Source organism: Mycobacterium sp. PS03-16 (genome assembly GCF_004570325.1).
Taxonomy (GTDB): domain Bacteria; phylum Actinomycetota; class Actinomycetes; order Mycobacteriales; family Mycobacteriaceae; genus Mycobacterium.
Map to the genome: position 1 here is coordinate 45,155 of NZ_SPQO01000017.1, position 22,495 is coordinate 67,649.

The 22,495-nt window shown below is 70.4% G+C and carries 23 protein-coding genes and 1 pseudogene; 12 read left to right on the forward strand and 12 right to left on the reverse strand.

Annotated features, from left to right (window positions below; all coding sequences use genetic code 11):
• Positions 1-132 precede the first annotated feature (132 nt).
• Positions 133-387, forward strand: a complete 255-nt coding sequence (locus E4P42_RS15700) for a CsbD family protein (RefSeq protein ID WP_135127002.1) — start codon at positions 133-135, stop codon at positions 385-387.
• A gap of 6 nt (positions 388-393) precedes the next feature.
• Here E4P42_RS15700 and E4P42_RS15705 read toward each other — a convergent pair whose 3' ends face one another.
• Together E4P42_RS15705 and E4P42_RS15710 are read right to left on the reverse strand one after the other, a co-directional pair.
• Positions 394-1,956: an AMP-binding protein gene (locus E4P42_RS15705; RefSeq protein ID WP_135127003.1), complete on the reverse strand. Its 1,563-nt coding sequence runs from the start codon at positions 1,954-1,956 to the stop codon at positions 394-396.
• A gap of 33 nt (positions 1,957-1,989) precedes the next feature.
• A complete protein-coding gene (locus E4P42_RS15710) occupies positions 1,990-3,831 on the reverse strand; it encodes an ATP-binding protein (protein ID WP_371287042.1) in 1,842 nt (613 codons plus the stop codon).
• 143 nt (positions 3,832-3,974) lie between these two features.
• Here E4P42_RS15710 and E4P42_RS15715 point away from each other — a divergent pair, with 143 nt between their 5' ends.
• Genes E4P42_RS15715 through E4P42_RS15725 form a run of 3 tightly spaced genes read left to right on the forward strand, consistent with a single transcriptional unit; the run spans position 3,975 to position 7,779 of the window.
• On the forward strand, positions 3,975-6,263 hold the full coding sequence (locus E4P42_RS15715) for a xanthine dehydrogenase family protein molybdopterin-binding subunit (protein WP_245234047.1): 2,289 nt from the start codon (positions 3,975-3,977) through the stop codon (positions 6,261-6,263).
• Positions 6,260-6,781, forward strand: coding sequence for a (2Fe-2S)-binding protein (locus E4P42_RS15720; protein ID WP_135127005.1), 522 nt, complete (start codon positions 6,260-6,262; stop codon positions 6,779-6,781). The genes E4P42_RS15715 and E4P42_RS15720 overlap by 4 nt, the downstream gene beginning before the upstream one ends.
• Positions 6,778-7,779: a xanthine dehydrogenase family protein subunit M gene (locus E4P42_RS15725; RefSeq protein WP_135127006.1), complete on the forward strand. Its 1,002-nt coding sequence runs from the start codon at positions 6,778-6,780 to the stop codon at positions 7,777-7,779. Before E4P42_RS15720 ends, E4P42_RS15725 begins: the two co-directional genes overlap by 4 nt.
• 13 nt (positions 7,780-7,792) lie before the next feature.
• Here E4P42_RS15725 and E4P42_RS15730 read toward each other — a convergent pair whose 3' ends face one another.
• The 4 genes from E4P42_RS15730 to E4P42_RS15745 all read right to left on the reverse strand — a co-directional run bounded on the left by E4P42_RS15730 (position 7,793) and on the right by E4P42_RS15745 (position 12,136).
• Positions 7,793-9,298 (reverse strand): HNH endonuclease signature motif containing protein, encoded by a 1,506-nt coding sequence (locus E4P42_RS15730; protein WP_135127007.1) that lies wholly within the window; start codon positions 9,296-9,298, stop codon positions 7,793-7,795.
• 234 nt (positions 9,299-9,532) lie between these two features.
• A complete protein-coding gene (locus tag E4P42_RS15735; RefSeq protein ID WP_135127008.1) occupies positions 9,533-11,209 on the reverse strand; it encodes an acyl-CoA synthetase in 1,677 nt (558 codons plus the stop codon).
• Positions 11,210-11,243: 34 nt separating this feature from the next.
• Positions 11,244-11,666 (reverse strand): hypothetical protein, encoded by a 423-nt coding sequence (locus E4P42_RS15740; RefSeq protein ID WP_135127009.1) that lies wholly within the window; start codon positions 11,664-11,666, stop codon positions 11,244-11,246.
• Between the two features lie 83 nt (positions 11,667-11,749).
• On the reverse strand, positions 11,750-12,136 hold the full coding sequence (locus tag E4P42_RS15745; RefSeq protein ID WP_135127010.1) for a hypothetical protein: 387 nt from the start codon (positions 12,134-12,136) through the stop codon (positions 11,750-11,752).
• Positions 12,137-12,241: 105 nt separating this feature from the next.
• On the opposite strand from E4P42_RS15745, the gene E4P42_RS15750 reads away from it, so the two are divergent.
• The 4 genes from E4P42_RS15750 to E4P42_RS15765 all read left to right on the forward strand — a co-directional run bounded on the left by E4P42_RS15750 (position 12,242) and on the right by E4P42_RS15765 (position 14,313).
• The gene (locus E4P42_RS15750; RefSeq protein WP_135127011.1) at positions 12,242-13,054 is read left to right on the forward strand and encodes a nuclear transport factor 2 family protein; all 813 of its coding nucleotides are present in this window, start codon (positions 12,242-12,244) and stop codon (positions 13,052-13,054) included.
• Positions 13,055-13,083: 29 nt separating this feature from the next.
• Positions 13,084-13,278 carry a hypothetical protein gene (locus E4P42_RS15755; RefSeq protein ID WP_135127012.1) on the forward strand — a complete coding sequence of 65 codons (195 nt, stop codon included), beginning with the start codon at positions 13,084-13,086 and terminating at the stop codon, positions 13,276-13,278.
• Positions 13,279-13,341: 63 nt separating this feature from the next.
• Complete coding sequence (locus tag E4P42_RS15760; RefSeq protein WP_135127069.1) at positions 13,342-13,935, forward strand: hypothetical protein; 594 nt, start codon at positions 13,342-13,344, stop codon at positions 13,933-13,935.
• Between the two features lie 12 nt (positions 13,936-13,947).
• A complete protein-coding gene (locus tag E4P42_RS15765; protein ID WP_245234049.1) occupies positions 13,948-14,313 on the forward strand; it encodes a DUF732 domain-containing protein in 366 nt (121 codons plus the stop codon).
• On the opposite strand, the gene E4P42_RS15770 is transcribed toward E4P42_RS15765, so the two are convergent.
• Complete coding sequence (locus E4P42_RS15770) at positions 14,310-15,080, reverse strand: SGNH/GDSL hydrolase family protein (RefSeq protein WP_135127013.1); 771 nt, start codon at positions 15,078-15,080, stop codon at positions 14,310-14,312. The genes E4P42_RS15765 and E4P42_RS15770 overlap by 4 nt on opposite strands.
• A gap of 41 nt (positions 15,081-15,121) precedes the next feature.
• A complete protein-coding gene (locus tag E4P42_RS15775; RefSeq protein ID WP_135127014.1) occupies positions 15,122-16,174 on the reverse strand; it encodes an alpha/beta hydrolase in 1,053 nt (350 codons plus the stop codon).
• An 87-nt stretch (positions 16,175-16,261) separates the two neighbouring features.
• Here E4P42_RS15775 and E4P42_RS15780 point away from each other — a divergent pair, with 87 nt between their 5' ends.
• Positions 16,262-16,819 carry a type 1 glutamine amidotransferase domain-containing protein gene (locus E4P42_RS15780; protein ID WP_135127015.1) on the forward strand — a complete coding sequence of 186 codons (558 nt, stop codon included), beginning with the start codon at positions 16,262-16,264 and terminating at the stop codon, positions 16,817-16,819.
• 3 nt (positions 16,820-16,822) lie between these two features.
• On the opposite strand, the gene E4P42_RS15785 is transcribed toward E4P42_RS15780, so the two are convergent.
• Positions 16,823-17,626, reverse strand: a complete 804-nt coding sequence (locus E4P42_RS15785; protein ID WP_135127016.1) for an LmeA family phospholipid-binding protein — start codon at positions 17,624-17,626, stop codon at positions 16,823-16,825.
• A gap of 37 nt (positions 17,627-17,663) precedes the next feature.
• Here E4P42_RS15785 and E4P42_RS15790 point away from each other — a divergent pair, with 37 nt between their 5' ends.
• The 3 genes from E4P42_RS15790 to E4P42_RS15800 are packed head-to-tail and all read left to right on the forward strand — an operon-like array spanning position 17,664 to position 19,714.
• Positions 17,664-18,974: an NAD(P)/FAD-dependent oxidoreductase gene (locus E4P42_RS15790; RefSeq protein WP_135127017.1), complete on the forward strand. Its 1,311-nt coding sequence runs from the start codon at positions 17,664-17,666 to the stop codon at positions 18,972-18,974.
• Between the two features lie 32 nt (positions 18,975-19,006).
• Positions 19,007-19,198, forward strand: coding sequence for a hypothetical protein (locus E4P42_RS15795; RefSeq protein WP_135127018.1), 192 nt, complete (start codon positions 19,007-19,009; stop codon positions 19,196-19,198).
• 15 nt (positions 19,199-19,213) lie between these two features.
• Positions 19,214-19,714 (forward strand): NUDIX domain-containing protein, encoded by a 501-nt coding sequence (locus E4P42_RS15800; RefSeq protein WP_135127019.1) that lies wholly within the window; start codon positions 19,214-19,216, stop codon positions 19,712-19,714.
• Positions 19,715-19,805: 91 nt separating this feature from the next.
• Here the strand turns inward: E4P42_RS15800 and E4P42_RS15805 are convergent.
• The 3 genes and pseudogenes from E4P42_RS15805 to E4P42_RS15815 form a co-directional block, all read right to left on the reverse strand.
• Positions 19,806-20,150, reverse strand: a pseudogene (locus E4P42_RS15805) (nuclear transport factor 2 family protein); the annotation flags it as partial.
• Positions 20,147-21,022: an LLM class F420-dependent oxidoreductase gene (locus tag E4P42_RS15810; RefSeq protein WP_135127020.1), complete on the reverse strand. Its 876-nt coding sequence runs from the start codon at positions 21,020-21,022 to the stop codon at positions 20,147-20,149. The pseudogene E4P42_RS15805 and the gene E4P42_RS15810, both read right to left, overlap by 4 nt.
• Entirely contained in the window at positions 21,019-22,443 is a 1,425-nt protein-coding gene (locus E4P42_RS15815; RefSeq protein ID WP_135127021.1) for a serine/threonine-protein kinase, read from the reverse strand. Before E4P42_RS15815 ends, E4P42_RS15810 begins: the two co-directional genes overlap by 4 nt.
• Positions 22,444-22,495: the final 52 nt, after the last annotated feature.

Below are 22,495 nucleotides of genomic sequence, written 5' to 3' on the forward strand. Positions count from 1 at the left end.
TTCGCGCCCGCTGCGGACGGGTGTGACGTCCAGCACGGTGCGCTCAAGCACAGGTTTGGTGCTTGATCACTTCTGGGAACTAATCCCTCCGAACGCCTCGGCGTCGAGGCGGTGAACAGGAGGGACAGCCAGATGGCCGACAACAACAGTGGTAACACCGGACCGGAAGAAGCCGTGAAGGGCACCGTTGAGGGCATTAAGGGCAAGGCCAAGGAGGTCGCCGGCGCGGTGCTCGGCCGCGACGACCTGTACCGCGAAGGTCAGGCCCAGCAGGACAAGGCCGATGCGCAGCGCGACGCCGCCAAGAAGGAGGCCGAAGCCGAGGCCGCACGGGGCTCGGCCAAGGTGGCCGAAGAGCGGCAGAAGTCCGAGCAGACCGGGAACTGAGGTCTCTCACGAGTGGCCCGCGCCGAAACGGCGCGGGCCACTCGACGTTCCGGGCTGGGTGGCCAACGCGGCGCGGGCGAAGCGGCGCACTTCCTCCTTGGCGACCTTGCCGTTCGTCGTCAGTGGCAACGTATCGACGAACAACACGTGACGGGGCCGCTTGAACGCGCTGAGCCGAGACCGCACATGGGTGACGAGTTCGTCCGCGGCGGGACGGTCTTCGGCGGCTGCGACCACGACCGCGCAGATCGCCTCGCCCCAATAGTGGTCGGGCACGCCGACGACCGCGGCCATCTCGACGCCGGGATGCTCGACGAGCACGTCCTCCACCTCGCGCGACGACACGTTTTCGCCACCGGTCACCACGATGTCCTTGAGGCGGTCGACCACGTACAGCAGGCCGTCGTCGTCGATCCGGCCGATGTCACCGGTGGGCAGCCAACCGTCCGGGCTTGTTGCCGGCCGGTCGGGCCAGTACCGGGCCGCCACCTGGGCGCCCCGCACCTCGATCTCACCCACCTCGCCAGACCGCGGGCCGGTACTGGCGATGCGCACGGCAACGCCCGGATGGGGGCGGCCGGCCGCGGCCAGCAACCCGGGTGAGCCGGCCAGCGCACGCCGGTGCGTGTCGGGATCGAGGAACGTGACGTTGCCTCCGGTTTCGGTCATCCCATAACCCTGGTGGAATTCCACGTCGAGGCGGTCGAGGGCGCGGCGGAGCAGATCGGCCGGCACAGCAGCGGACCCGTAGGCCACCGCACGCAGCGTCGGCAGCGTCGTCCCCGTCTCGTCGAGGTGAGCCAGCAGCGCGTGCAACATGGTCGGCGCCAACGAGCACGACGTGACCCCGTGGGCGCGAACGGTGGCGGCGAATTCGTCGGCGCGGAAACGATTCGCCAGCACCACGGTGGCGCCGACGGCGTGCTGAACCAGCATGTTGTACCCGGCGATGTGGCACATCGGGAACGGCAGCAGGTACACCCCGCCGGGCGGCACCGCGCGCCCGATCACCGACCCCTGCACCGCGGCCAGCACCGAGCGGTGGGTGTGCGCAACGCCTTTCGGGGTGCCGGTCGAACCGCTGGTGAACAGCAGCCACGCCGGATCGTCGGGATCCGGCAGCGAGGTCACGTCGGAGTCGCTGTCGGCGGCCGGCCCCCACTGCGGCGAGTCGAGGGTCAGAGTGTGGCGCGCGTGCGGCACTGCGCCGAGGCGGTCGAGATGCGTTGCGTCGCCGACGACGACGGTGGGGTGGGTGAGGGCGAGCTGAGCCTGCTGCTCCGCGGGAGCGAGACGCTGGTTGATGAGTGTGAGGATCCGGCCCGCCCGGGGGACCCCGTAGTACAGCACCGCGTACGCGACGCTGTTGTCCCCGACAATCGCGATCCGGTCACCGGGATCGCTGTGCACCGATATCCACGCCGCCACCGACCGCACCATCCGGTCGAACCGCCCGAACGTCACCGCCACCCCGTCTGGGCCGATGACCGCCACCCGGTCCGGATGGGCGCCGGCCCCGTGTGACACCAGGTCCGGGAGGAGCCGGGGCAGCCGGGCGGGTGTGGTCATACCCAAGATCTACCCGACGAACTGCCGCGCGGGTCAGTAGGGGATGGTCACCGTCAGCGTGGTGCCCACACCGGCCGGACTGGCGACCTCCAGGCGACCGGCGACCGCTTCGACGCGGTCCTTGAGTCCGATCAACCCGGATCCCGCCGACGCGTCGGCACCGCCGATGCCGTCGTCGGCGACGGAGAGCCGCAGCGTGTCGTCGTCGGCGATGACGCACACCGTCACCGCGCCGGCGCGTGCGTGCTTGGCGGCGTTGGTCAGCGCCTCGGCCACCACGTAGTACGCCGCTACCTCCACGGATTCGGGTAGCCGGCCGTCGACCCGGACGTCGAGTTCCACCGGGACTGGGGAGCGGCGCGCCAAGGTGCGCACAGCGGGACCGAGACCACCGCGCGACAGGATGGCCGGGTGGATGCCACGGGACAGCTCCTGCAGATCGCGGTGCAGGCCGGCCAGTCCGGACACCACCTTGTCCAGTGCCGCATGGACGTCGTGCGCGTCGGCGGGCAGCGACGCGTCGAGCGCGCGCACCTCCAGCCCGAGTGACACGATGCGTTGCTGGGCGCCGTCGTGCAGATCGCGTTCGAACCCGCGACGGGCGTGATCGGCGGCGGTGATGATGCGTTTGCGAGAAGCCTGCAGTTCGGCTCGGGTCTCGGCGTTGGCGATCGCGGTGGCGACCAGGTCGGCGAAGTCACTCACCCGCGCCTCACATTCCGCTGGGATCGGGTCGGCGGTGGTGGACCCGACCAGCAGGGCACCGCGCACCCGGCCGTCCACGATCACCGGCGCCCCGACACCGGCGCGGACACCGAGCCCGCGCAACCGGTGAGCGATCGGTCCGTCGGAGGACGAGTAGTCGTCGATGCGGGCCGGCTCCGCGGTGCGACGGATCCGTGCGCACAACGTGTCCCCGGACGTGGGCAGCCGCTCGCCGACGGTCAGCGCGCCGTCGCGCACGCTGTCCCGGCCGGCCAGCACCACGCACGTGTCATCGCTGTCGAAGTCGACGAGCGTCACGTGTTCGACGTCGAGGCCGCCGGCCAGTTCGGTCACCGCGGCCGGATAGACCTCCGCGGGGTCGGCGCCGCGCGCCACCAGCGTGGCGACGCGGCGCAGCGCGGTCTGCTGATCGGCGAGCGCGCTGATCTCGGCATGGCTGGCCTCGAGCTCGGCGGTGATCTGCTGCCGGTCCCGGGTCGCCACCAGCAGCGACTCCAGCGATCCGAGCATGCGCTGGACGCGCTGCCGCGCATCCCGTTTCAGGTTCGCGGGGACCAGCAGCGTGCCGATCCGCGTCGCGCCGTCGGCGAGCGGGATCGCGGTGCGCTGCGCATCGCCCGGCAATTCCCCGAGCGCGAGTTCGGCGAACGGCAACTCGAGCACCTCGGCGATGCGCCGGCCGGCGTTGTCCAGTGCGGCCCGCAGGTCCCCCGTGCCGAGCGTCGAGCGGGCGAGTTCGGCGGAAAGATCGGCCTCCAACCGCCGCTGCTCGGCTTCGGCAGCGCGCAACCGCGCCTGTCCGGCGAGCACATTGGCCAGCAGCGCCATCGGCAGGAAGACGAACACCGCGGGCGCCAGGCTGTCGGTGCCCTCGAGATGGAAGTACACGTACACCAGCGCGCTCGCCAACGACGTCGACACCGCCAGCCCGAAGCCCCAGCCGGCCGAGACCACCAGGACACCGAGCAGGAACAGTGCGCCGAAGGCGTTCTCCGGGGCGACCCGCTTGAGCTGCAGCACCAGCAGGGTCTCGGCGACGATGAACGTCACCGCGACGACGACACCGAGCCACAGCGGCGGCGCGGTGGGGCGCAACACCACCTTGAGCAGCCGGCTGGGCACCGATTGCGGGTCGCCGGTGTAGTGCACCGGCTGATGGTACGGCGCGCACCTGGACATCGCTTACCGCTAGCCGGTAGCCGGCTTGGCGGTCAGCGTTGACGACTCCGAGCTTCCCGAGGCGCAGGGTTAGGGGCAGGTCGAAGGGAGAGACGCCATGACAATCGCCGCCGATGAGCGCTGAGATGCCGGCGGCACCGGCCGTCGGACGGCCGGTGCCTCGCGTCGAGGCCCGCGACAAGGTGACCGGCGCCGCGCGGTACGCCGCGGACACGGTCCTCGACGGCGTCGCGCACGCGGTGCTGGTGCAGTCGCAGATCGCCCACGGCGAGGTGCGCGCGGAATCGCTGACGGCAGGCGCACAGCGCGTGTCCGCCGCCCCGGGGGTCCTGCACGTGCTCACCCCGCTGAACTGCCCGCCGCTCGCGCTGTTGCCGACGGAGCTCACCGACGACCTCCCGCTGGAACGCCGCCCGCCCCTGTCGGACCTCTCGGTGCAGCACGTCGGACAGCACCTGGCCGTCGTCGTCGCCGACACGCTCGAGAACGCGGCGGCGGCAGCGGAGCTGATGAGCCTGGAGTACGACGTGCGGCCGGCGCTGTCGTCGGCCCGAGCGGTCCTCGACCAGCCGGACGGGCCCGACGGCGCCGAGCCGGTGCGGCGCGGCGCCTACCGGCCGGACCACTTCGTGAAACTCGAAGAGGAGAAGCTGCAGGACCGGCGCGGCCTGCACGCCGCGCCCGAGTCGCCGGTGCGAATGGACGCGCAGTACCGGACGCCGGTCAACACCCACTACCCGATCGAGTTGGCCTCGACCATCGCGGTGTGGGACGACGACGCGCTGACCGTCTACGACAGCACCCGATGGCTCACCGGCGAACGCGCCGCGCTGGCCGCCTGGCTCGGATTGCCCGAGGAGCGAGTGCGGGTGGTGTCACCGCTGGTGGGCGGCGCGTTCGGCTCGAAGAGCTTCCTGTGGATGCACGTGGTGCTGTGCGCCGTGGCGGCGCGTGAGGTGGGCAGGCCGGTCAAGCTCGTGCTGACCCGCGCCCAGATGTTCAGCTCGACGGGGCATCGCCCGCGCACCGAACAACGCGTCACGCTGGCGGCCCGCGCTGACGGCGTGCTGGCCAGCACCGAACAGCACACGCTGACCGAGACCTCGACGGTCGCGCATTTCTGCGAACCGGCCGGCTTGTCTGCGCGGACCCTGTATCACTCACCCCGCCTGGTGGTGTCGCACACCGTGGCCCGCATCAACGCGCCGACGCCCTGTTTCATGCGGGGTCCCGGCGAAGCGCCCGGGCTGTTCGCGCTCGAAGTGGCGATGGACGAACTCGCGGCCGCCGCGGGAGTCGACCCGCTCGAGGTGCGGCTGTGCAACCACGCCGACCACGATCAGGCCAGCGGCCGGCCGTGGTCGGGTAAGCACCTCATCGAGTGTTACCGGCAGGGCGCCGAGCGGTTCGGATGGAGTGAGCGGCCACGCGCGGCCCGGGCGATGCGCCGCAACGGGGTGCAGGTGGGCTGGGGTATGGCCACTGCGACGTATCCCGGTCGTCGCATGCCCGCGAGTTGCCGGGTCCGCACGCGTGTCGACGGCAGCGTCGAATTCGCCTCGGCCACACATGAAGTCGGCACCGGTGTACGAACGGTGATGACGCAGATCGCCGCCGACGGGTGCGGCCTGCCGCTCGCCGCGGTCACGTTTCGGTCGGGTGATTCCCACTACCCCGACGCCCCGTACTCCGGGGCGTCGCAGACCAGCGCGACGGTCGGCTCGGCGGTGCAGCTGGCCGCGGGGACCTGGAAGCGCCGGCTGCTCGACTGGGTGATGTCGGTGGACGGTGTCCGCGCGGCGGCCGACGGGCTCGATATCCGCGACGGTGCGGTGGTCGGGCGCGACGGGCGGCGTGTGCTGTCAGTGGCCGACGTGCTGCGGCATGGCGGTGAGGCGCTGTCGGAGGTGTTGTCGTTCACCGTGCGCAGTGAGGGTGCCACGGACGGCGCCGCGGTGTCCCAGTCGTTCGGCGCTCACTTCTGCGAAGTGACGGTCGACGAGGAGATCGGCAGGGCGACCGTCACCCGGTGGGTCGCGGTAATGGACTGCGGCCGGGTGCTCAACCCGGCGCTGGCCCGCAACCAGGTAATGGGCGGTATCACGTTCGGGCTGGGCATGGCACTGATGGAACAGGTCCCGTACGACCCGAACACCGCGCAGCTGATCGGGGAGTACTACGTGCCGACCCATGCCGATCGGCCCGATTTCGACATCAGCTTCGTCGACGTGCCGGATTACGCGCTCGACCCTGTCGGCGTGCGGGGGATCGGTGAGATCGGTGGCTGCGGAGTGCCCGCCGCGATCGCCAATGCCGTGCACCACGCGACGGGGAAGCGGCTGCGAGAGCTGCCGATCACAGTGGAGATGCTCATGAGCGCAAGCGATTCGGAGGATTCGTGACCGACCATAGGGTGGAGTTGACCGTAAACGGGGTGCGACGGACGGTGGCGACGGACGTCCGCTCGACGCTGCTCGACACGCTGCGGGAGCGAATGCACCTGACCGGGACCAAGAAGGGCTGCGACCACGGGTTGTGCGGGGCCTGCACGGTATCGGTCGACGGGGAGCGCGTGCTGAGCTGCCTGACTCTTTTGGCGTCGGTGGACGGCGCCGAGGTACGGACCATCGAAGGCGTAGCCGAGGGCGACGAACTGCACCCCGTGCAGCAGGCCTTCGTCGACCACGACGCGTTCCAGTGCGGCTACTGCACGCCCGGACAGATCACGTCGGCGGTGGCGCTGCTGCGCGAGCATGCCCGCGGCGACCTGTCCGCAGTGTCGTTCGACCGGTGTCCGGGCGCGGGTGATGAGTTGTCCTACAGCGAGATCCGAGAGCGCATGGCCGGGAACATCTGCCGGTGCGGGGCGTACGCCAACATCGTCGCGGCCATCGCCGCCGTCGCGAAGTCCGCGCCGTGAGGCCGTTCCGCTTCCACCGGGCGGCCAGCGTCGACGACGCCGTGCAGATGTGCGCGGTCACCGGTGGCCACTACTACGCGGGTGGCACCAACCTGCTGGACCTGATGAAGAACGGCGTCGAGACGCCGGCCGATCTGATCGACGTGCGACGGCTCGCCCTCGGCGAGATCAGGGAGAACTCCGACGGCGCAGTGGTGCTGGGCGCGACCGCGACCAACAGTGCGGTGGCCAACCATCCGCTGGTCCGCACCCGGTACCCCATGCTCTCGCAGGCCATCCTGTCCGGCGCCACCACACAGTTACGCAACATGGCCACCGTCGGCGGGAACCTCATGCAGCGGACGCGATGCCCGTACTTCATGGACCCGGCATTCACCGCGTGTGACAAGCGGTCACCGGGATCGGGGTGCGGCGCCCGCGCCGGCCTGCACCGCGAACATGCGATCTTCGGGGCGGACGGAAGCTGTGTCGCCGTGCAACCCTCGGATATGGCGGTCGCGCTGCGGGCCCTCGACGCGTCCGTGCATGTTCACGGTCCGGACGGCTCTCGGGTGATCGCGGTGGCGGACTTCTTCCGGCTGCCCGGTGACGAACCCGGCCGGGACAACACACTGCGGCCGGGGGAACTGATCACCGCCGTGGTACTGCCGCCGTCGCCATTTGGGGCGCACAGCTGGTACCTGAAGGTGCGCGACCGGCACAGTTACGCCTTCGCGTTGGTGTCGGTCGCCGCAGGGCTGGAGGTCGTCGACGGTGTGGTGCGCTCCGCGTCGCTGGCCATGGGGGGTGTGGCCGCGCGGCCGTGGCGGGTGCCCGCCGCCGAGGCCCTCATGGTGGGGCAGACGCCGAGCGTCGCAACCTTCAAGGCGGCAGCCCAGGCGTTCATGACTGACGCAGAGCCGTTGCCGCAGAACGCCTTCAAGGTCGACCTCGGCTACCACAGCGTGGTGCGCGCGCTGCGGACCGCCGCCGTGGGCGGCGGTGTCGTCAGCGCATGACGTTTTCGGGGCGCTAGTTGTCGTCCTCCCCGTCGTCCCCGTTGTCCTCGTTGTCGTTGTTGGTGGTGGTGAGGTAGCGGTGGGGGTGGTGGGTGTGGTTGATGCGGTGTTGGCCGGTGTCGAGGTGGGGTGGGGGGATCCATTCGGTGCGGCCGTTGCGGCGTTGGGTGGTGTAGCCGGTGTGTTCGATGAGGTGGTTGTCGGGGTGGCAGGCCAGGGCGAGGTCGGTGATGTCGGTGCGGCCGCCTTTGGCCCAGTCTTGTTGGGCGTGGTGGGCGTGGCAGTTGTAGAAGTTGGCGGTGCAGCCGGGGCGGGTGCAGCCGAGGTCGCGGGCGAATAGGGCGAGGCGTTGGGCGGTGGTGGCGCAGCGTTTGGCGCGGCCGAGGTAGAGGGGTTCTTCGGTGTGGTCGTCGAAGACGGCGAGGTAGTGGCGTGCGCCTGCGGCGTAGCGGATGAGGTCGCGGACGGGCAGGCGGGTGCCGCCGGCGGTGCGGGCGTAGCCGGCGGCTTTTTCCAGGTCGTCGAGGGTGGTGGTGACGACGATGCTGGCGGGTAGGCCGTGGCGGGTGCCCAGGGCGCCGGAGGACAACGCGAGCCGCAGGCCGGCTTTGAGTGCGTCGTAGTCGCGTTGGCTTTTGGTTTCGCGCTCCAGCCAAGGGAATACGGGAGGGTCGGGGGCCGGATCGGACAGGGCCGGGTGGTCATCGGGCGGGTCGGACGGGGCCGGGTCGTTGGTGATCACGGTGTGTTCCGGCGCGGCGTCGGCTGGGTCGTCGGCTGGGGTGTTGTCGGTGGGCTGGGCGGGCTCGTTGTCGGGCTGGGCGGGCTCGCCGTTGTAGTGGGCGATGAGGGCGTCGAGCAGGGCGCGGCCTTCGGGGTCGAGGAGGCCGGTGAGGGTGCTCATGCCGTCGCGTTGTTGGGGGCCGATGCGGATGAAGCGTTTGCGTTGTTGTTCGTCGTAGTCGGGTTCGGGGCCGTCTTCGTCGATGCAGTCCAGCAGTGTTTTGGCGGCCTTGTCGAGCTGGTGGGGATCGAGGCCGGCGGCGAGGCGGGCCAAGGTGTGTTCGGTGTCGGTGCGGGTCTGGTTGTCGACCCACAGCGGCAGGCTGGTGAGGAAGGTTTTGATGTGGCGGACGTGGGCGGGGCTGATGTCGCCGCGGGCCAGGGCGGCGGCGGTGGCGGCCATCTGCGGCTCGAGTGTCTCCCCGGACAAGGTCCAGCGGGGGCCGAGGCGGGCGGCGTCGTTGATCCGGGCGGCGGCCGCGTCGGGGGCCAGGTGCAGCAGCTCGACCAGGACATTCTTGGCCGAGGCCCCATCGAAGTCATCGAAGGTGAGGGTGTGGCACAACGCGGCGAGCACGGTGTGGCCGAGGGCGTGTTGGCGGTTGAGGGCGCGTTCGTAGCGGGCGGCCAGGTGGGCGACTTGGCGGCCGGTCAGCAGCTGGTAGGGCAGGGCGGCGAGCGCGTCGGTGGCGCGTTCGAACGCGGTCACCGTGGCGTCGACGTCCTCCCATTCCATGTCTCGAACACTAGTTCGAGGGTCCGACAAAACCGGGCCGCCGAGTGACTACAGGAACCAAAGTGACACAAATTCTTTCGCACTACTTGCAGTGCACGTTCACCCGTCCGCGAGCGTGCGCAGAATGCCGCGAAACACCGGCGTGTCGAGCATCAAACACGCACGCTCGCGCGGAAGTAGAGGACGCGCGGAAGTAGAAGAGAGGCCGGTACGCCCGCTGCTAGAGGACGCGGCCTAGCTGGCGACGCTGTCGGTCGCCAGTTCCTTCGCCCAGCGGTAATCGGCCTTACCGGCCGGAGAGCGCACGATCTTCGATGTCCGGATGAACGCCTTCGGGATCTTGTAGCGCGCGATGGACCGGCTGCACACCTCGACGAGTTCGTCGTCGGAGGCCGACGCGTCGTCGGCGAACTGCACGATCGCCACCACCTCGCTGCCCCAGCGTTCCGACGGCCGCCCCACCACCACGACGTCGTACACGCCGGGGTGGGCGGCGATCGCGCGTTCGACCTCCTCGACGAAGATCTTCTCGCCGCCGGAGTTGATGGTCACCGAATCGCGGCCCAGCAGCTGAATCCGACCGTCCGGCAACACATTTGCGCGATCGCCCGGAACGGACCAGCGCACGCCGTCGATCGTCGGGAAGGTCTTGGCGGTCTTCGCCTCGTCGCCGAGGTAACCCAGCGGGATGAGATTGCGCCGCGCCAGCCAGCCATGTCCCTCCCCGGGTTGCAGCACCCGGTCGAAGTCGGCGGACACCACCGCGGTGTCGTCCTGCGGGGTGAACGTCGCGGCCGCCACCTCCGCACCCGCACTGGCATACGTGCTCATCTGCGCACCGGACTCCGACGAACCCACCGCATCCAGCACGATCACGTGCGGTAGCGCGGCCAGGATGCGTTCACGCACCGTCGGTGACAGTGGCGCACCGCCGTTGGTGAGCGTGACCAGGCCGGACAGGTCGTAGTCACCCTTCTCGATTTCGTCGAGCAGCGGACGCGCGACGGCGTCACCCACCATCGGAATGCTCAAGACCCGCTCGCGTTCCGCCACCCGCAGGGCATCGTCGGGATGCAGTCGGTCGACGTGATCGGGGATGGCGAGCCGGCCGCCCATCGTGATCGCGTTGTACGCCGCCCACTGCGCGGCACCGTGCATGAACGGCGGGATCATCAGCAGGGCCATGGCGCCCGCGCCCGCGCGGGCCCGCTCGGCCAGTTCCTCGTACGAGGACAGAAACGTGTCGCTGCCGAACGGTCGGCCGCCCATCGAGGACAGGAAGATGTCGTGCTGGCGCCACAGCACGCCCTTGGGCATCCCGGTGGTGCCGCCGGTGTAGAGGATGTAGAGGTCGTCGCCGGACGGTTCGGGCATTCCACCCTCGGGTGCGGCCGTGCCGATGATCGACTCGTAGGCGACCGCTCCGGGCAGCAGTTCGTTGCCTGAGTCGTCGGCGACCTGGATCAGGATCTGCAGATCGGGAAGCTGATCACGTACCTCGGCCACCTGCGGTGCGAACTCGGCCCCGTACACCAGCGCCTTGGCGCCGGCGTCGGTGAGCAGGTACACCAGTTCCTCGCCGACGTAGCGGTAGTTGACGTTGAACGGCGCGACCCGGGCCCGGTAGCTGCCGATCATCGCCTCGAGGTACTCGTTGCCGTTGCGCAGGTAGATCCCGAGGTGGTCCTGGCCGGATTCGTGGCCGCGCAACTGGTCGCGTTCGGTGTGACAGCCCAGCCCCGCCGAGGTGAAAAAATGCGCGACGCCGTCGACGCGCGCGTCCATCTCGGCGTACGTCAGGCGCCGGTCGCGCCAGACCAGGAACGTGTGGTCCGGCACGGCCGCCGCAACGGACGCGAACACGGTCGACAGGTTGAAGTTCACACCGCCGGTCGTCATGGCAGTGACCATACATCGGCCGATTGGCCGTATGGTCGCGGACGCGTCACGCCGGGTGAAGGCCGCTACCGGTCAGCACGGTGGGCTGCCAACCCTGGGCGCCCACGCACAGCAGCGGACGTCCGTCCGGCGCCTGCGCCGTGGACTGCGGACCGGGGCACGGCGCCCCGATGTCCTGTACGCCGTAGAGCGCGTAGGTCGACGTCCAGAAGCCGGTGTAGACCGGCGGCCACTGGTTGGGGATCCACTTGCACTGCAGCGGTTCGCCCCCACGCCCGCGGCCGAACACGTTGCGCTCCCAGCTGTAGCAGGGGGCGCCCAGCTTGGCCTCGTAGTTGATGCCGGGGACGTCGGTCGGGTAGCGGCCCGGATCGTCGTGATAGTCGTTGGCCGGAACCGCCAGGGCGCCCGGCGCCAGCCCCACAGCGGCGGCAGCGATCGACGCGGCGACGCACAGTTCACGAAACATGTCCACCCTCACCGGTTCATCATCGGACCCCGCCGGGGAAAGAGTAGCCGGTGGCCGATCGCGGGCGACGGCTTTCCCGCGGCTTACTGCGTGGGCTCGGCCGGGCCGGTGTCCGGGGTGGCGTCGAGGACGCTGACCGCGATGCCGTAGGGGAGGAACCGAACCTTGCGCGTCGGGTCGGTGTTGTCCTTGTTCGCCCGCAGCGCGTCGAGCTCGGTCGGGTACACCTGCTCGATGCGGGCACCACCGGCGGCGTCGACGGTGAAGATCGCCCACACGCCGTCGCCCGTCTCGCCGGCGGTCTCCGGTTCGGTCCGCGGCCGGGCGAACCGGCCCAGCTCGTCGATCAGCGCGTTGAAACCGGCGCGCTCGCCGGAGGTGGTGAAGAACCGGCTGACGCCCTCGAGGGCCTCGCGCGCCACGCGATCCAGATCCTCGGGGTCGAAACCGAAGGGGCCGTTGCTGCTCATGGGTGTCCTCCTCGTACGCGGGCCGCACCTCTCACGGTACTCACCGTGGACGCGCCGGTGCCCCCTCAAACGCTCCGCGGTCGGTCGGGGATCAAAATGACCCTCATGGCCTCCACTCGAGCTGATCTGCTCGCCGCGGTCGAGCGCTCGCCGCGGCTGGTGTCGGCACACGACCGCACCGGCTGGGTCGGGCTCTACACGCCCGACGCGCTGATCGAGGACCCGGTCGGCGCCCGCCCGCACCGCGGCACCGGGGCGATCGACCGGTTCTACGCGACGTTCATCGCGCCCCGCGACATCACGTTCCACCGCGGAGTCGACGCGGTGGTCGGGAACACGGTGATCCGCGACCTGGACCTGGAGGTGGGGATGTCCGGCGGCATCGCGATGCGGATCCCGGCATTCCTGCGCTACGACCTGGCGCCGGTCGGCGGCGACCTCAAGATCACCCGGCTGCAGGCGTTCTGGGAGCTGCCGGGGATGGTGGGGCAGTTCGTCCGCAACGGCCCCCGCGCAGTGCCCGCCGGGGCGGCGCTGGCGGCGACGCTGCTGCGCAATCAGGGCGCTGCCGGGGCGGCGGGATTCCTGGCCGGGCTGCAGGGAGCGGGCGGGCGTGGCAAACGGGAGTTCGTCGCATTCCTCGGCGACGCCCGGGCGGGTAATGAAGTCGCGGTACGGCGCCGGCTTGCCAAAGGCGCGCGGATCACACTGGGGGAGGACCGCCCGCTGGGCGGTACGGATCTGCTCGGGTGGCTGGCCGAGGCGCAGTGGGACAAGGTGATCGCGGCCGGCTATCACGTCGTCGCGGCCGTCCGCGCGGACACCGGTCCCGGCGTCGTCATCGCCGACGTGGAGACCCGGCCGTTCGTGATCACCCGGCTGCGGGTGTTCACCGAGGCCGGTGTCGGTGGCGGTTAACCACGACACCTCGCGGGTAGACCTGCCCCGTGAACACCCGTGGTGATGACGACGAAAAGAGCGAATCCGACGTAGGCGACGACCAGAAGGTCGCCTCCTCGCGTGCGGGTAAGGAAGACAGCGAGGGCGACGACGGCACCTATGTCGGCCGCACCTTCAGCGATGACGCGCTCGACGACGAGCAGACCGGTGCGGAGGCCCGGGCCCAGCAGCAGGGCGGCTGAACCACGGTGTCGGCGGCCGGGTTACCGCAGGTGTGGCCCCGGACATGAGACGGTATGACCACCATGCCTGACCACCAGTACATGACCTACGAGGACTTCGGTCGCAAGTTCTTCGAGGTGGCCGTCACCGAGGAACGCGTGGCCGGGGCGATCGGCGAGATCGCCGGCGACGCGTTCGAGATGGGTCCGATGGGGCAGGGCCCCGGCGGCATCGCGAAGGTCACCGCGCGGGTGAAGATCCTCACCCCGCGCGTCACCCGGCATCTCGGCGAGATGATCACGTTCGCGATCCGCATCCCGCTCGAGATCGACATGGTGATCGACCTGCGCATCGACAAACCGCGGTTCGTCGTCTACGGCGAGATCTCGTTGCGGGCCTCAGCGCTCGCGGCCGAACCGCTGCTGCTGATCCTCGACGTCAAGAAGCCACGAGCCTCCGACATTTCGATCCACGTCACATCGAAGTCCCTTCGCGGCGAGGTGGTGCGCATCCTGGGCGGCATCGATGCGGAGATCAAGCGGTTCATCGCTGCCCACGTGGCCGGCGAGATCGACAGCCCCGAATCGAAGAAAGCTCAGGTCATCCCCGTCGCGGACATGATCGATGAGTCGTGGGACGGCCCGTTGCCGGATGACGTCGAGAGCGCCGACCCGTAGTAGGGTGCGCCGGTGCGTCATAGAAAGCTCGGCATCCTGGCAATCACCGTCGGTATCGCGATCGGCGGCGTGACGGCAGCGCCCGCATCCGCCCAGACTGCCGAGGACGCGTTCATCGCCGCGCTCGCCGACGCCGGTGTGGCGGCACCCGACCCGGCGAACGCCGTGGCGCTTGGGCAGTCGGTGTGCCCGATGCTCGCCGAACCGGGTCAGACCGCCGCCGACGCCGCCGCCAGGGTCGCCGACACCGCCGGCATGCCGCTGGGTGCGGCGACGATGTTCACCGGATTGGCGATCTCGATGTTCTGCCCGGCCGTGGTGGCACGCATCGGCGAGGGTGACATCCCGCAGCTTCCGTTGGGTCTGTTCGGCTTCTAACCGGCGACCGGCGTCAAGAACGGCCGGCGGGCGTGCTGCCCGTGCCCGGTGGCCAGTCCGCGCATGTGCCGCCACACCCACGGACGCAGCATGTTGTGGGTCCACAGCACCTGCGAGTACATGCTCGCCTGCAGCGACGGTTGCGCGGCCGATGCGCTCGCGGCGGCCCAACCGTGGTTGCTGCCCGGCAGTCCGAGCGCTTCCGCGGCGGCCAGGGCGAACAATTCGTGACCCCGCGGCGAGCCGTGCACCCGATCGGAACTCCACGTGTCCGGCTGGCGCATCGACTCCGCACCGAACAGGTCGACCAGCCGGAAGCCGTGCCGCTCGGACGCGTTGGTGATCACCTCGTTGATCTCGCGCACCCGGGGTGCCAGCACCCGCCCGACGGGCAGGATCGCGGCGATGTCGGGGAACGTGGTGGTGACCACGGTCGCGCCCGAATCGCCCAGCCGGGCGTACACCTCGTCGAGGTCGGCGAGTGCCTTGCCGAACAGCCGACCCGGCCGCGTCGCATCGTTCATCCCGACGCAGATCGTCACCAGATCCGGCTGCATCGCGAGCGCGTGCGGCAATTGGTCGTGCAGCACATCGGCGATACGGCGGCCCCGCACGGCGAGGTTCGCATACGCCAGCCCTGGATAGAGTTCGTCGAGCCGCGCAGCGAGTCGGTCGGCGAAGCCGATCAACGTCCCGTCGCTGCCGGTGTCCCACAGCCCCTCGGTCTGGCTGTCGCCGAGTGCAACGTAACGCGAGTAGCCGATCACGGGCGAAACTTTATCGCGCTCAACCTGTTTGCGCCGAGCGGTCACCGGCCGAACGGTCCGGCCAGCGCCTTGGCGACGATCTCGTAGGCGGTGTTCTCCTCGGGATGCACACCGGGGAAGAAGTAGTAGCCGTGCGGCATCCCGTCGGGGAAGTAGTCGACGGTCCGCCCGCCCGCCGCGCGGATCCGCTCCGCGAAGGCCCTCGCCGAGTCGACGATCGGATCGTGGGTGCCGGCGGTGATGACCGCCGGCGGGTAGCCGGTCAGGTCGCCCTCGATCGGGCTGACGTACGGGTGGTCCCACCGGGTCGGGCCGACGTAGGCGCCGCGGATGAAACCGGCGAAGGCCATGTCGTAGACGATGCCTCGCGGCGCCTGGGTGCGGAACGACTCCCAGCGTTCGAACTGGAAGTCCGGCATCGCGCCCAGCATCACCACCGCGTCGGGCACCCGCCCGCCGTCGTCGCGGCACCGCAGCGGCAGGGCGGCGGCGAGATTGGAACCGGCCGAATCGCCGGCCACCGCGATCCAAGTGGTGTCGCCGCCGAGCTGATCGCCGTGTGCGGCCACCCAGCGGTAGACGTCGTAGGCGTCGTCGAGCGGGGTGGGGAACATGAATTCCGGTGCGCTCCGATAGTTCGCGGACACCACCAGCGCCGAGTTGGTGAACGAGAGCTTGCGCGCCAGGAAGTCGCAGTCCTCGGACGCGCCGACGGTGAATCCGCCGCCGTGGAAGTAGACGATCACGGGCAGCCGCTCCCCATCGGGCGCCGAGGACGGACGGTAGAGCTGACAGCGGGCGACGCCGTCGCGCACCGGGAGATACACCATGTCGACGTCGACGTCGGGCACCGCGTCGACGCCGCTGGGCGGCACCAACGCCGGGTCGGGTTGATGTCCGTCGCCGATGTACCCGCTGCGGACCGGCGCGATCATCAGGTCGCGCAGCGCCACCGGTTGCCGGTTGTTGGCGATCACCCGGTACATCGGCAGCGCCGGGTCGTCCGGGGCGACATAGCTGAGTCCGTCGATGTGCACCGGGGCGGTGACGTCGATCTGGCCGGCGGGGATCGAGCGCAGCGCAGCGGGAATCACTGCAGCAGACTACGGGCGGTGACGCCGGCACGGGTTCGATCGGGCCGCGGCGGGTACGCCTGTCCGAGACGAGAGAAAGGACGGCCGATGCCGAACGAACTCAAGGGTCGCAGGATCGCCTTCCTCGCCGCGGACGGCGTGGAGAAGGTGGAACTCGAAGAGCCTCGCGCCGCGGTGGAGCAGGCCGGAGGCGCGGCAGAACTGCTGTCGCTGAAATCGGGCGAGATCGAAGCGCGCAATCACGATCTGGAACCGGCGGGCAGCTTCCCCGTCGACCGCACGGTCGCCGATGCGAAAGTCGAGGAGTACGACGCCCTCGTGCTGCCCGGTGGCACCGTCAACCCGGACAAGCTGCGGCTCGACGAGTCGGCGGTCGCATTCGTGCGGGACTTCGTGCGCTCCGGCAAGCCGGTCGCCGCGATCTGCCACGGACCGTGGACGCTGGTGGAGGCCGACGTGGTCCGCGACCGCACCCTGACGTCGTACCCGAGCATCCGTACCGACCTGCGCAACGCCGGCGCCACCGTCGTCGACCAGCAGGTGTGCATCGACGGAAACCTGATCACCAGCCGCTCGCCCAAGGATCTCCCGGCGTTCTGCCAGGCGATCACCGATCAGTTCGCCAACACCCCGGCGCACACCTGAGTCTCAGCGCCACCGCACGACGCGCGTGAGCGTGCGTGGCGAGGCCAGCTGGGCCACAAGATGCTCGAGCCGCGCCCGGGGGACGTCGAGCTGCCACTGCGGCAGCGTGCCGGTGAGGCGGATGACCCCGGGCGCGAACGACACCCCGGTCAGCCGGATGCCGTGTGGGAGATCGGGCAGGCGCAGCCGGTAGGCCGGGGTCCGCACCGGCACCGCCCACCGGGCGCGCCGCACGGTCAGTCCCCGGGGCCGGATCCGCACCGTCGAGTCCACCAGGTCGACGTCCACTCGCAGGTGTCCCGCGCCGGGCCGGCGCGCCCAGCGCAGCCGGGCCACCCCGTCCGGCCCCACTTCGCCGGCCAGCCGCGGCACGTGGCCGCCGAACAGCTCGCCGAAGGCGCCGGCGGCGACGTCCACCTCCAGCTCGACCGGCGCGGCAACCAGCGTCGGTGGCATCGACGGCCGGATGTGCACATTGCGCAGCACCGCCCGGGCGTGGCTGAATCGCCCGCCGTCCCAGCGCACGTCGCGCGCCGCAACACGCACGTCACCGACCTGACCGACCGTCAGCGCGCGCAGGTCGAGCCGGGAATCGAACTCGGTGACCGTCAAGGTCACCGCACCGACGTCCGAGGCAAACGTGAGCCGGCGACCCGAGACCAGGCCCTGCACGGTGAGGAACAGCGTGCGGTAGGCGACCGCCGCGCCCGTGGCCATCGGGGTGAACGTGGCCGTCGCCCACCACGAGAACAGTGCGTCCAGCGGCCGCGCGAGGTCCGGGCGGCGCAGCGGCTCGGATTGCGACACGCGACCAGCATGGCATCGCCTGCGTAAGGTGGGGTCGATGACCTCCGTGGTAATCATCGGCAGCGGGTTCACCGGTTTCGAGTGCGCCCGGCATCTGGCCCGCACGCTCGGCAAACGTGACCCGTCCGTGGAGATCACGATCATCTCGCCGGTCGACTACATGCTCTACACACCGCTGCTGCCCGATGTGGCGGGCGGTCTGGTCGACGCCCGCTTCGTCACGATTCCGCTGGCCAACAGTTTGCGCGGGGTGCGCGCGGTCCGCGGCCGGGTCGACGGTGTGGACTTCGACCAGCACACCCTGACCTTCGTCGATCCCGAGGGCCGCACCCACAGCAGGTCGTGGGACCGGCTGGTGCTCACCCCGGGATCGGTCACCCGGCTGTTCGACGTGCCGGGGCTGGCCGAGCACGCGCGAGGTCTCAAGTCCACCGCCGAGGCGCTCTATCTGCGTGACCACGTGCTCGAACAGCTCGAGCTGGCCAACATCGACGACGATCCGGCGCTCGCGGCGGCGCGCCGCACCATCGTGGTGGTCGGCGCGTCCTATTCGGGGACCGAACTCGCGGTGCAGCTCCGGGCGCTGGCCGACGCCGCCGCCGATCAGATGGGCTTCGACCGCGACAGTGTGCGGTTCGTCCTGCTGGACCTCGCCGAACAGGTGATGCCCGAGGTCGGCGAGAAACTCGGCGACGCCGCGCAGCGGGTGTTGCGCCGCAAGGGTATCGACGTCCGGCTCGGCGTCACGCTCAAGGAAGTGCACCCCGACCACGTGGTGCTCAGCGACGATTCACGCGTCGACACCCACACCGTCGCCTGGGTCACCGGGGTGACCGGTGCGCCGCTGATCGAACAGCTCGGCCTGCCGACCGAGCGGGGGCGGCTCAAGGTCGACGCCGACCTGCAGGTGCCGGGACATCCGGATGTGTTCGCCGCCGGGGACGCGGCGGCGGTGCCGGACCTCACGCAACCCGGGTCGATCACCCCGCCCACCGCCCAGCACGCCACCCGGCAGGGGAAAGTGTTGGCGCGCAACGTCGCTGCCAGTCTCGGCTACGGGACCAAGAAGCTCTACAAGCACCGCAACATGGGCCTCGTGGTCGATCTGGGACCGCGCTACGCGGTGGCCAACCCGCTGGGCGTGCAGTTGTCCGGGATGCCCGCCAAGGCCGTCACCCGCGCCTACCACCTGTACGCGATCCCGCGCTTCGTCAACCGGTGGGCGGTGTCGCTGGCTTACGTCACCGATGTCTTCTTCCCCCGCTCGGTGGTGTCGATCGGGCTGTCCTCGGCCGAGGACGCGCAGTTCTCGGCCAGTGAGGGCATCCCGATGCCGAAGGCCGATTGATTCAAAACCGGTGCAGCGGGAACAGGATCTGCATGGCTACTTACCGTGTGCTGAACCCGAAGGGCGATGTCGTCGAGACCAAGGACATCGAGAGCGCCGACGACGCGCACGCCTGGTTCGTCGACCAGGTGCCCGGCAGTGAGCTCGGTTGGCGGATGGAAGTCAAGGTCGAGGATGACCGCTGGGACTTCATCGACGACAGCGAGGGCGACCGCTCGTACTGACCGTAGAGTGGCCCCGTGCCGAAACGCAGTGCGGGCGTACTGCTCTACCGCGTCGTCGACGGCATCGTCGAGGTGCTGCTCGCCCATCCGGGTGGGCCGTTCTGGGCACGCCGCGACGACGGCGCGTGGTCGATTCCCAAGGGCGAGTACGCCGAGGACGAGGATCCGTGGGCGGCCGCCTGCCGCGAGTTCACCGAGGAGCTCGGTGTCGCGGCACCCACCGGTGAGGCCGTTCGCCTGGATCCGGTCCGGCAGGCCGGTGGCAAGGTCGTGACCGCGTTCGCCGTGCCCGGCGACCTCGACCCGCAGACCGCGGTCAGCAACACCTTCACCCTCGAATGGCCGAGGGGGTCGGGCAGGGTCAGGGAGTTCGCCGAGGTGGACCGGGTGGCCTGGTTCCCGGTGGCGGGGGCCCGGGTGAAGCTGCTCGCCGGTCAGGTACCGGTGCTCGACTCGCTGATGGCGCTGCCTGCGCTGAGTACGTACTCCGAGGGTGCGGACGCACCAGCCGGGTAGGCCGCGTCTCGATCGCGTTGACGGTCAGTGCCCGGCCGTGGAACCGCCAGCCGGCCGGCGTCCGGCGGTACTCATCGTCGTACCGCAGATGCCAGACGACGTCGGTGACGGTCCCGTCGGCGACGCTCCAGTGGTGCGCGAGACCGGTGATCCGGCCGAGTGCGTACCCCGGCTCGGTGCCCGCCGCGTACACCTCTCCGACGATGGCGTGTTCGGTGCGGTCCACGCCGGCCAGGCCCGCCATCGCCGCCGCCACGCCGTCGTGGCCGTGTAGATGGCGGACGGGCTCCAGCGCGCGCGGCGGGTCGGGCAGTCGCAGTTCCGCGGTTTCGGTGAACAACCGCACGACATCGTCGAAGCGCCGGTCATCCACCGCGGCGGCGTACAGGTGGACCAGGTCGGCCAGCGCGAGCCGGTCGGCGGCGGCCAGGCTCATGCGATCAGCCCGAGCCGCTGCGCGCACGCCGACAGCACGTCGGTGGCCTCGGCCACCGAGGTCACCGGCGGCATCGCCAGCACCGCGCGGTGCGCGCCCAGGCCCGCGAGCCGGTCGGCGCGTTCGGCGTCGATCTTGGCGACCGAATGTCCCAGGGACAGTTCGAGAGCGTCGGGGTCGCGACCGGATCGTTCGGCTTCTGAACGCATGTCGTCGACCAGGCCGGTCAGCGTGTCACCTGACACCCCGAGCGGCTGGAATCCGTCGCCGAGCCGGCCGGCCCGCCGGGCCGCGGCGCGGCTGTGGCCACCGATGTGAATCGGAATGCGACGGTGCGGTTTCGGGTACGACATCGCGTCTTCGAAGTCGTAGAACTCGCCATGGAAACCCGCCCCGTCGGGACGGTTCTGCCACAGCGTGCGCAGCACCTCGATCTGCTCATCGACGCGACGTCCCCGGTCGGCGAAGTCGGCGCCGCACGCGTGCAGCTCCTCGGCCAGCCAACCGGTGCCGACCGCCAGCCGCACGCGCCCGCGGGCGAGCGTGTCGACGGTGGCGACGCGCTTGGCCAGCACCACCGGATGGTGGTTGGGCAGCACCAGCACGCCCGTCGCCAGCCCGAGCCGTTCGGTGTGGGCGGCCAGGAACGCCAGCAGGTCGAGCGGGTCGGGCACCGGAACGTCGGCGGCCAGTTCGACCCGGCCGGACGGGTCGTAGGGGTACACGCTGCGGTACTGCGTCATCAGCACCGTGTGCTCGACCAGCACGATCGACTCGAAGCCGCACGCTTCGAGGTGACGGGCGAACGCCGCCATCCACACCGGATCGGCGGTCACCCCCGCGGCGACCGGGGCGACGACGGCGTACTTCACGGCAGACCGTTGCTGCGCCGGATCGCCTCTCGGCACTCGCGTCGGGTCATGTCGGTCTGCTGCATGCACACGCGCACCGGCGATTCCTCCACGACGGGCAGCACCTCATCGGCGGGATCCGGGGTGAGCGTCGGCGGAGGGACGTCGCCGGGGGTCAGCGACCAGATCGACGCCCCCGTCGTCTGCAGCGTCTCGCAGTACGCGGTGGCGCCGTCGGCGGTGGTGGAGGTGCTGCCCAATGGCGCGCATCCGGCTCCGACCACCGCGACCGGGGCAGCCGTCGTGGTGCTGGTCGTCGCAGGCGGGGGCGTCGTGGTGGCGGGCGGCGGTGGCGCGGCGGTGGTGGTCGTCGTGGTCGTCACGGTGGGCGCCGATGTGGGCGTGGCCGCCGTCGACGTCGGTGCGGCGGTCGGTCGTTCGTCGGCGCGGCGGAACTCCGCGACCGCGACCGCGATCGCGGCCACCAGCAGCACCGCCAGCACGACGGGGACCAGCACCGCGGGGCGCAGCAGCGAACGGCGCGGTTCCGGTGGTGCCGGTGCGGCCACGGGCAGCCACTGCTGGGTCGCGCCCGGATCTCCGTGCCCGAGCTGGTGGGTCAGCGCCCGGGCGAAGTCGGCGCAGCGTTCGAAACGGTCGCCGGGGTCCTTGGCCAGGGCGCGGGCGAACACCGGGTCGGCGGCGGCGAGTTCGGCGCGGTGCGCACCGGGGGCCGGGGGAGCCGACGACAGGTGCTGGCTGATCACCACCGCGGGATTGGAGTGGGAGAACGGCGGTTTCCCGGTCAGGAGGTGAAAGGCGGTGGCCGCCAGCGCGTACTGGTCGGCCCGCCCGTCGAGCTCACCGCCCATCAGCTGTTCGGGGGCGGCGTAGGAGACGGTGCCGACGGTCATGTTCGTCGCGGTCAACCCGCTGATGTCGTTGACCCAGCGGGCGATGCCGAAGTCCGCCAGCAAGATTCGGTGCTCACCGGATTCCGGCCGGGTGAGCAGGATATTGGCCGGTTTGACGTCGCGATGCAGCAGTCCACGCTGGTGGGCGTAGTCGAGCGCATCGGCCACGGCGCGGACGATCGCGGCGACCTCCTCGGGTGGGAGGCCGTCGGTGTGGCGGTCGCGCAACAGCTGCGCCGCGTCGGTGCCCTCCACGTAGTCCATGGAGATCCAGATCTGGCCGTCGCACTCGCCGCGGTCGTGCACGCCGACGATGTGCGGATGCCACAGCGTCGCGGCGATGTCGGCTTCCCGGTTGAACCGCTCTCGGTACTCGGTGTCCGCTGATACGGTCGCCGGCAGCACCTTCAGCGCGTCGCGCCGGGGTAGCCGGGGATGCTGGGCCAGATACACCTCGCCCATGCCGCCGGTTCCCAGCAGTCGCACGATGGTGTACCCCGCGAAGGTCGCCCCCTCGGCCAACGGCATGGCGCGATAGTACAGATCGCCGTTCGCGGGGAGGGCGAATGTGAAGAGGACA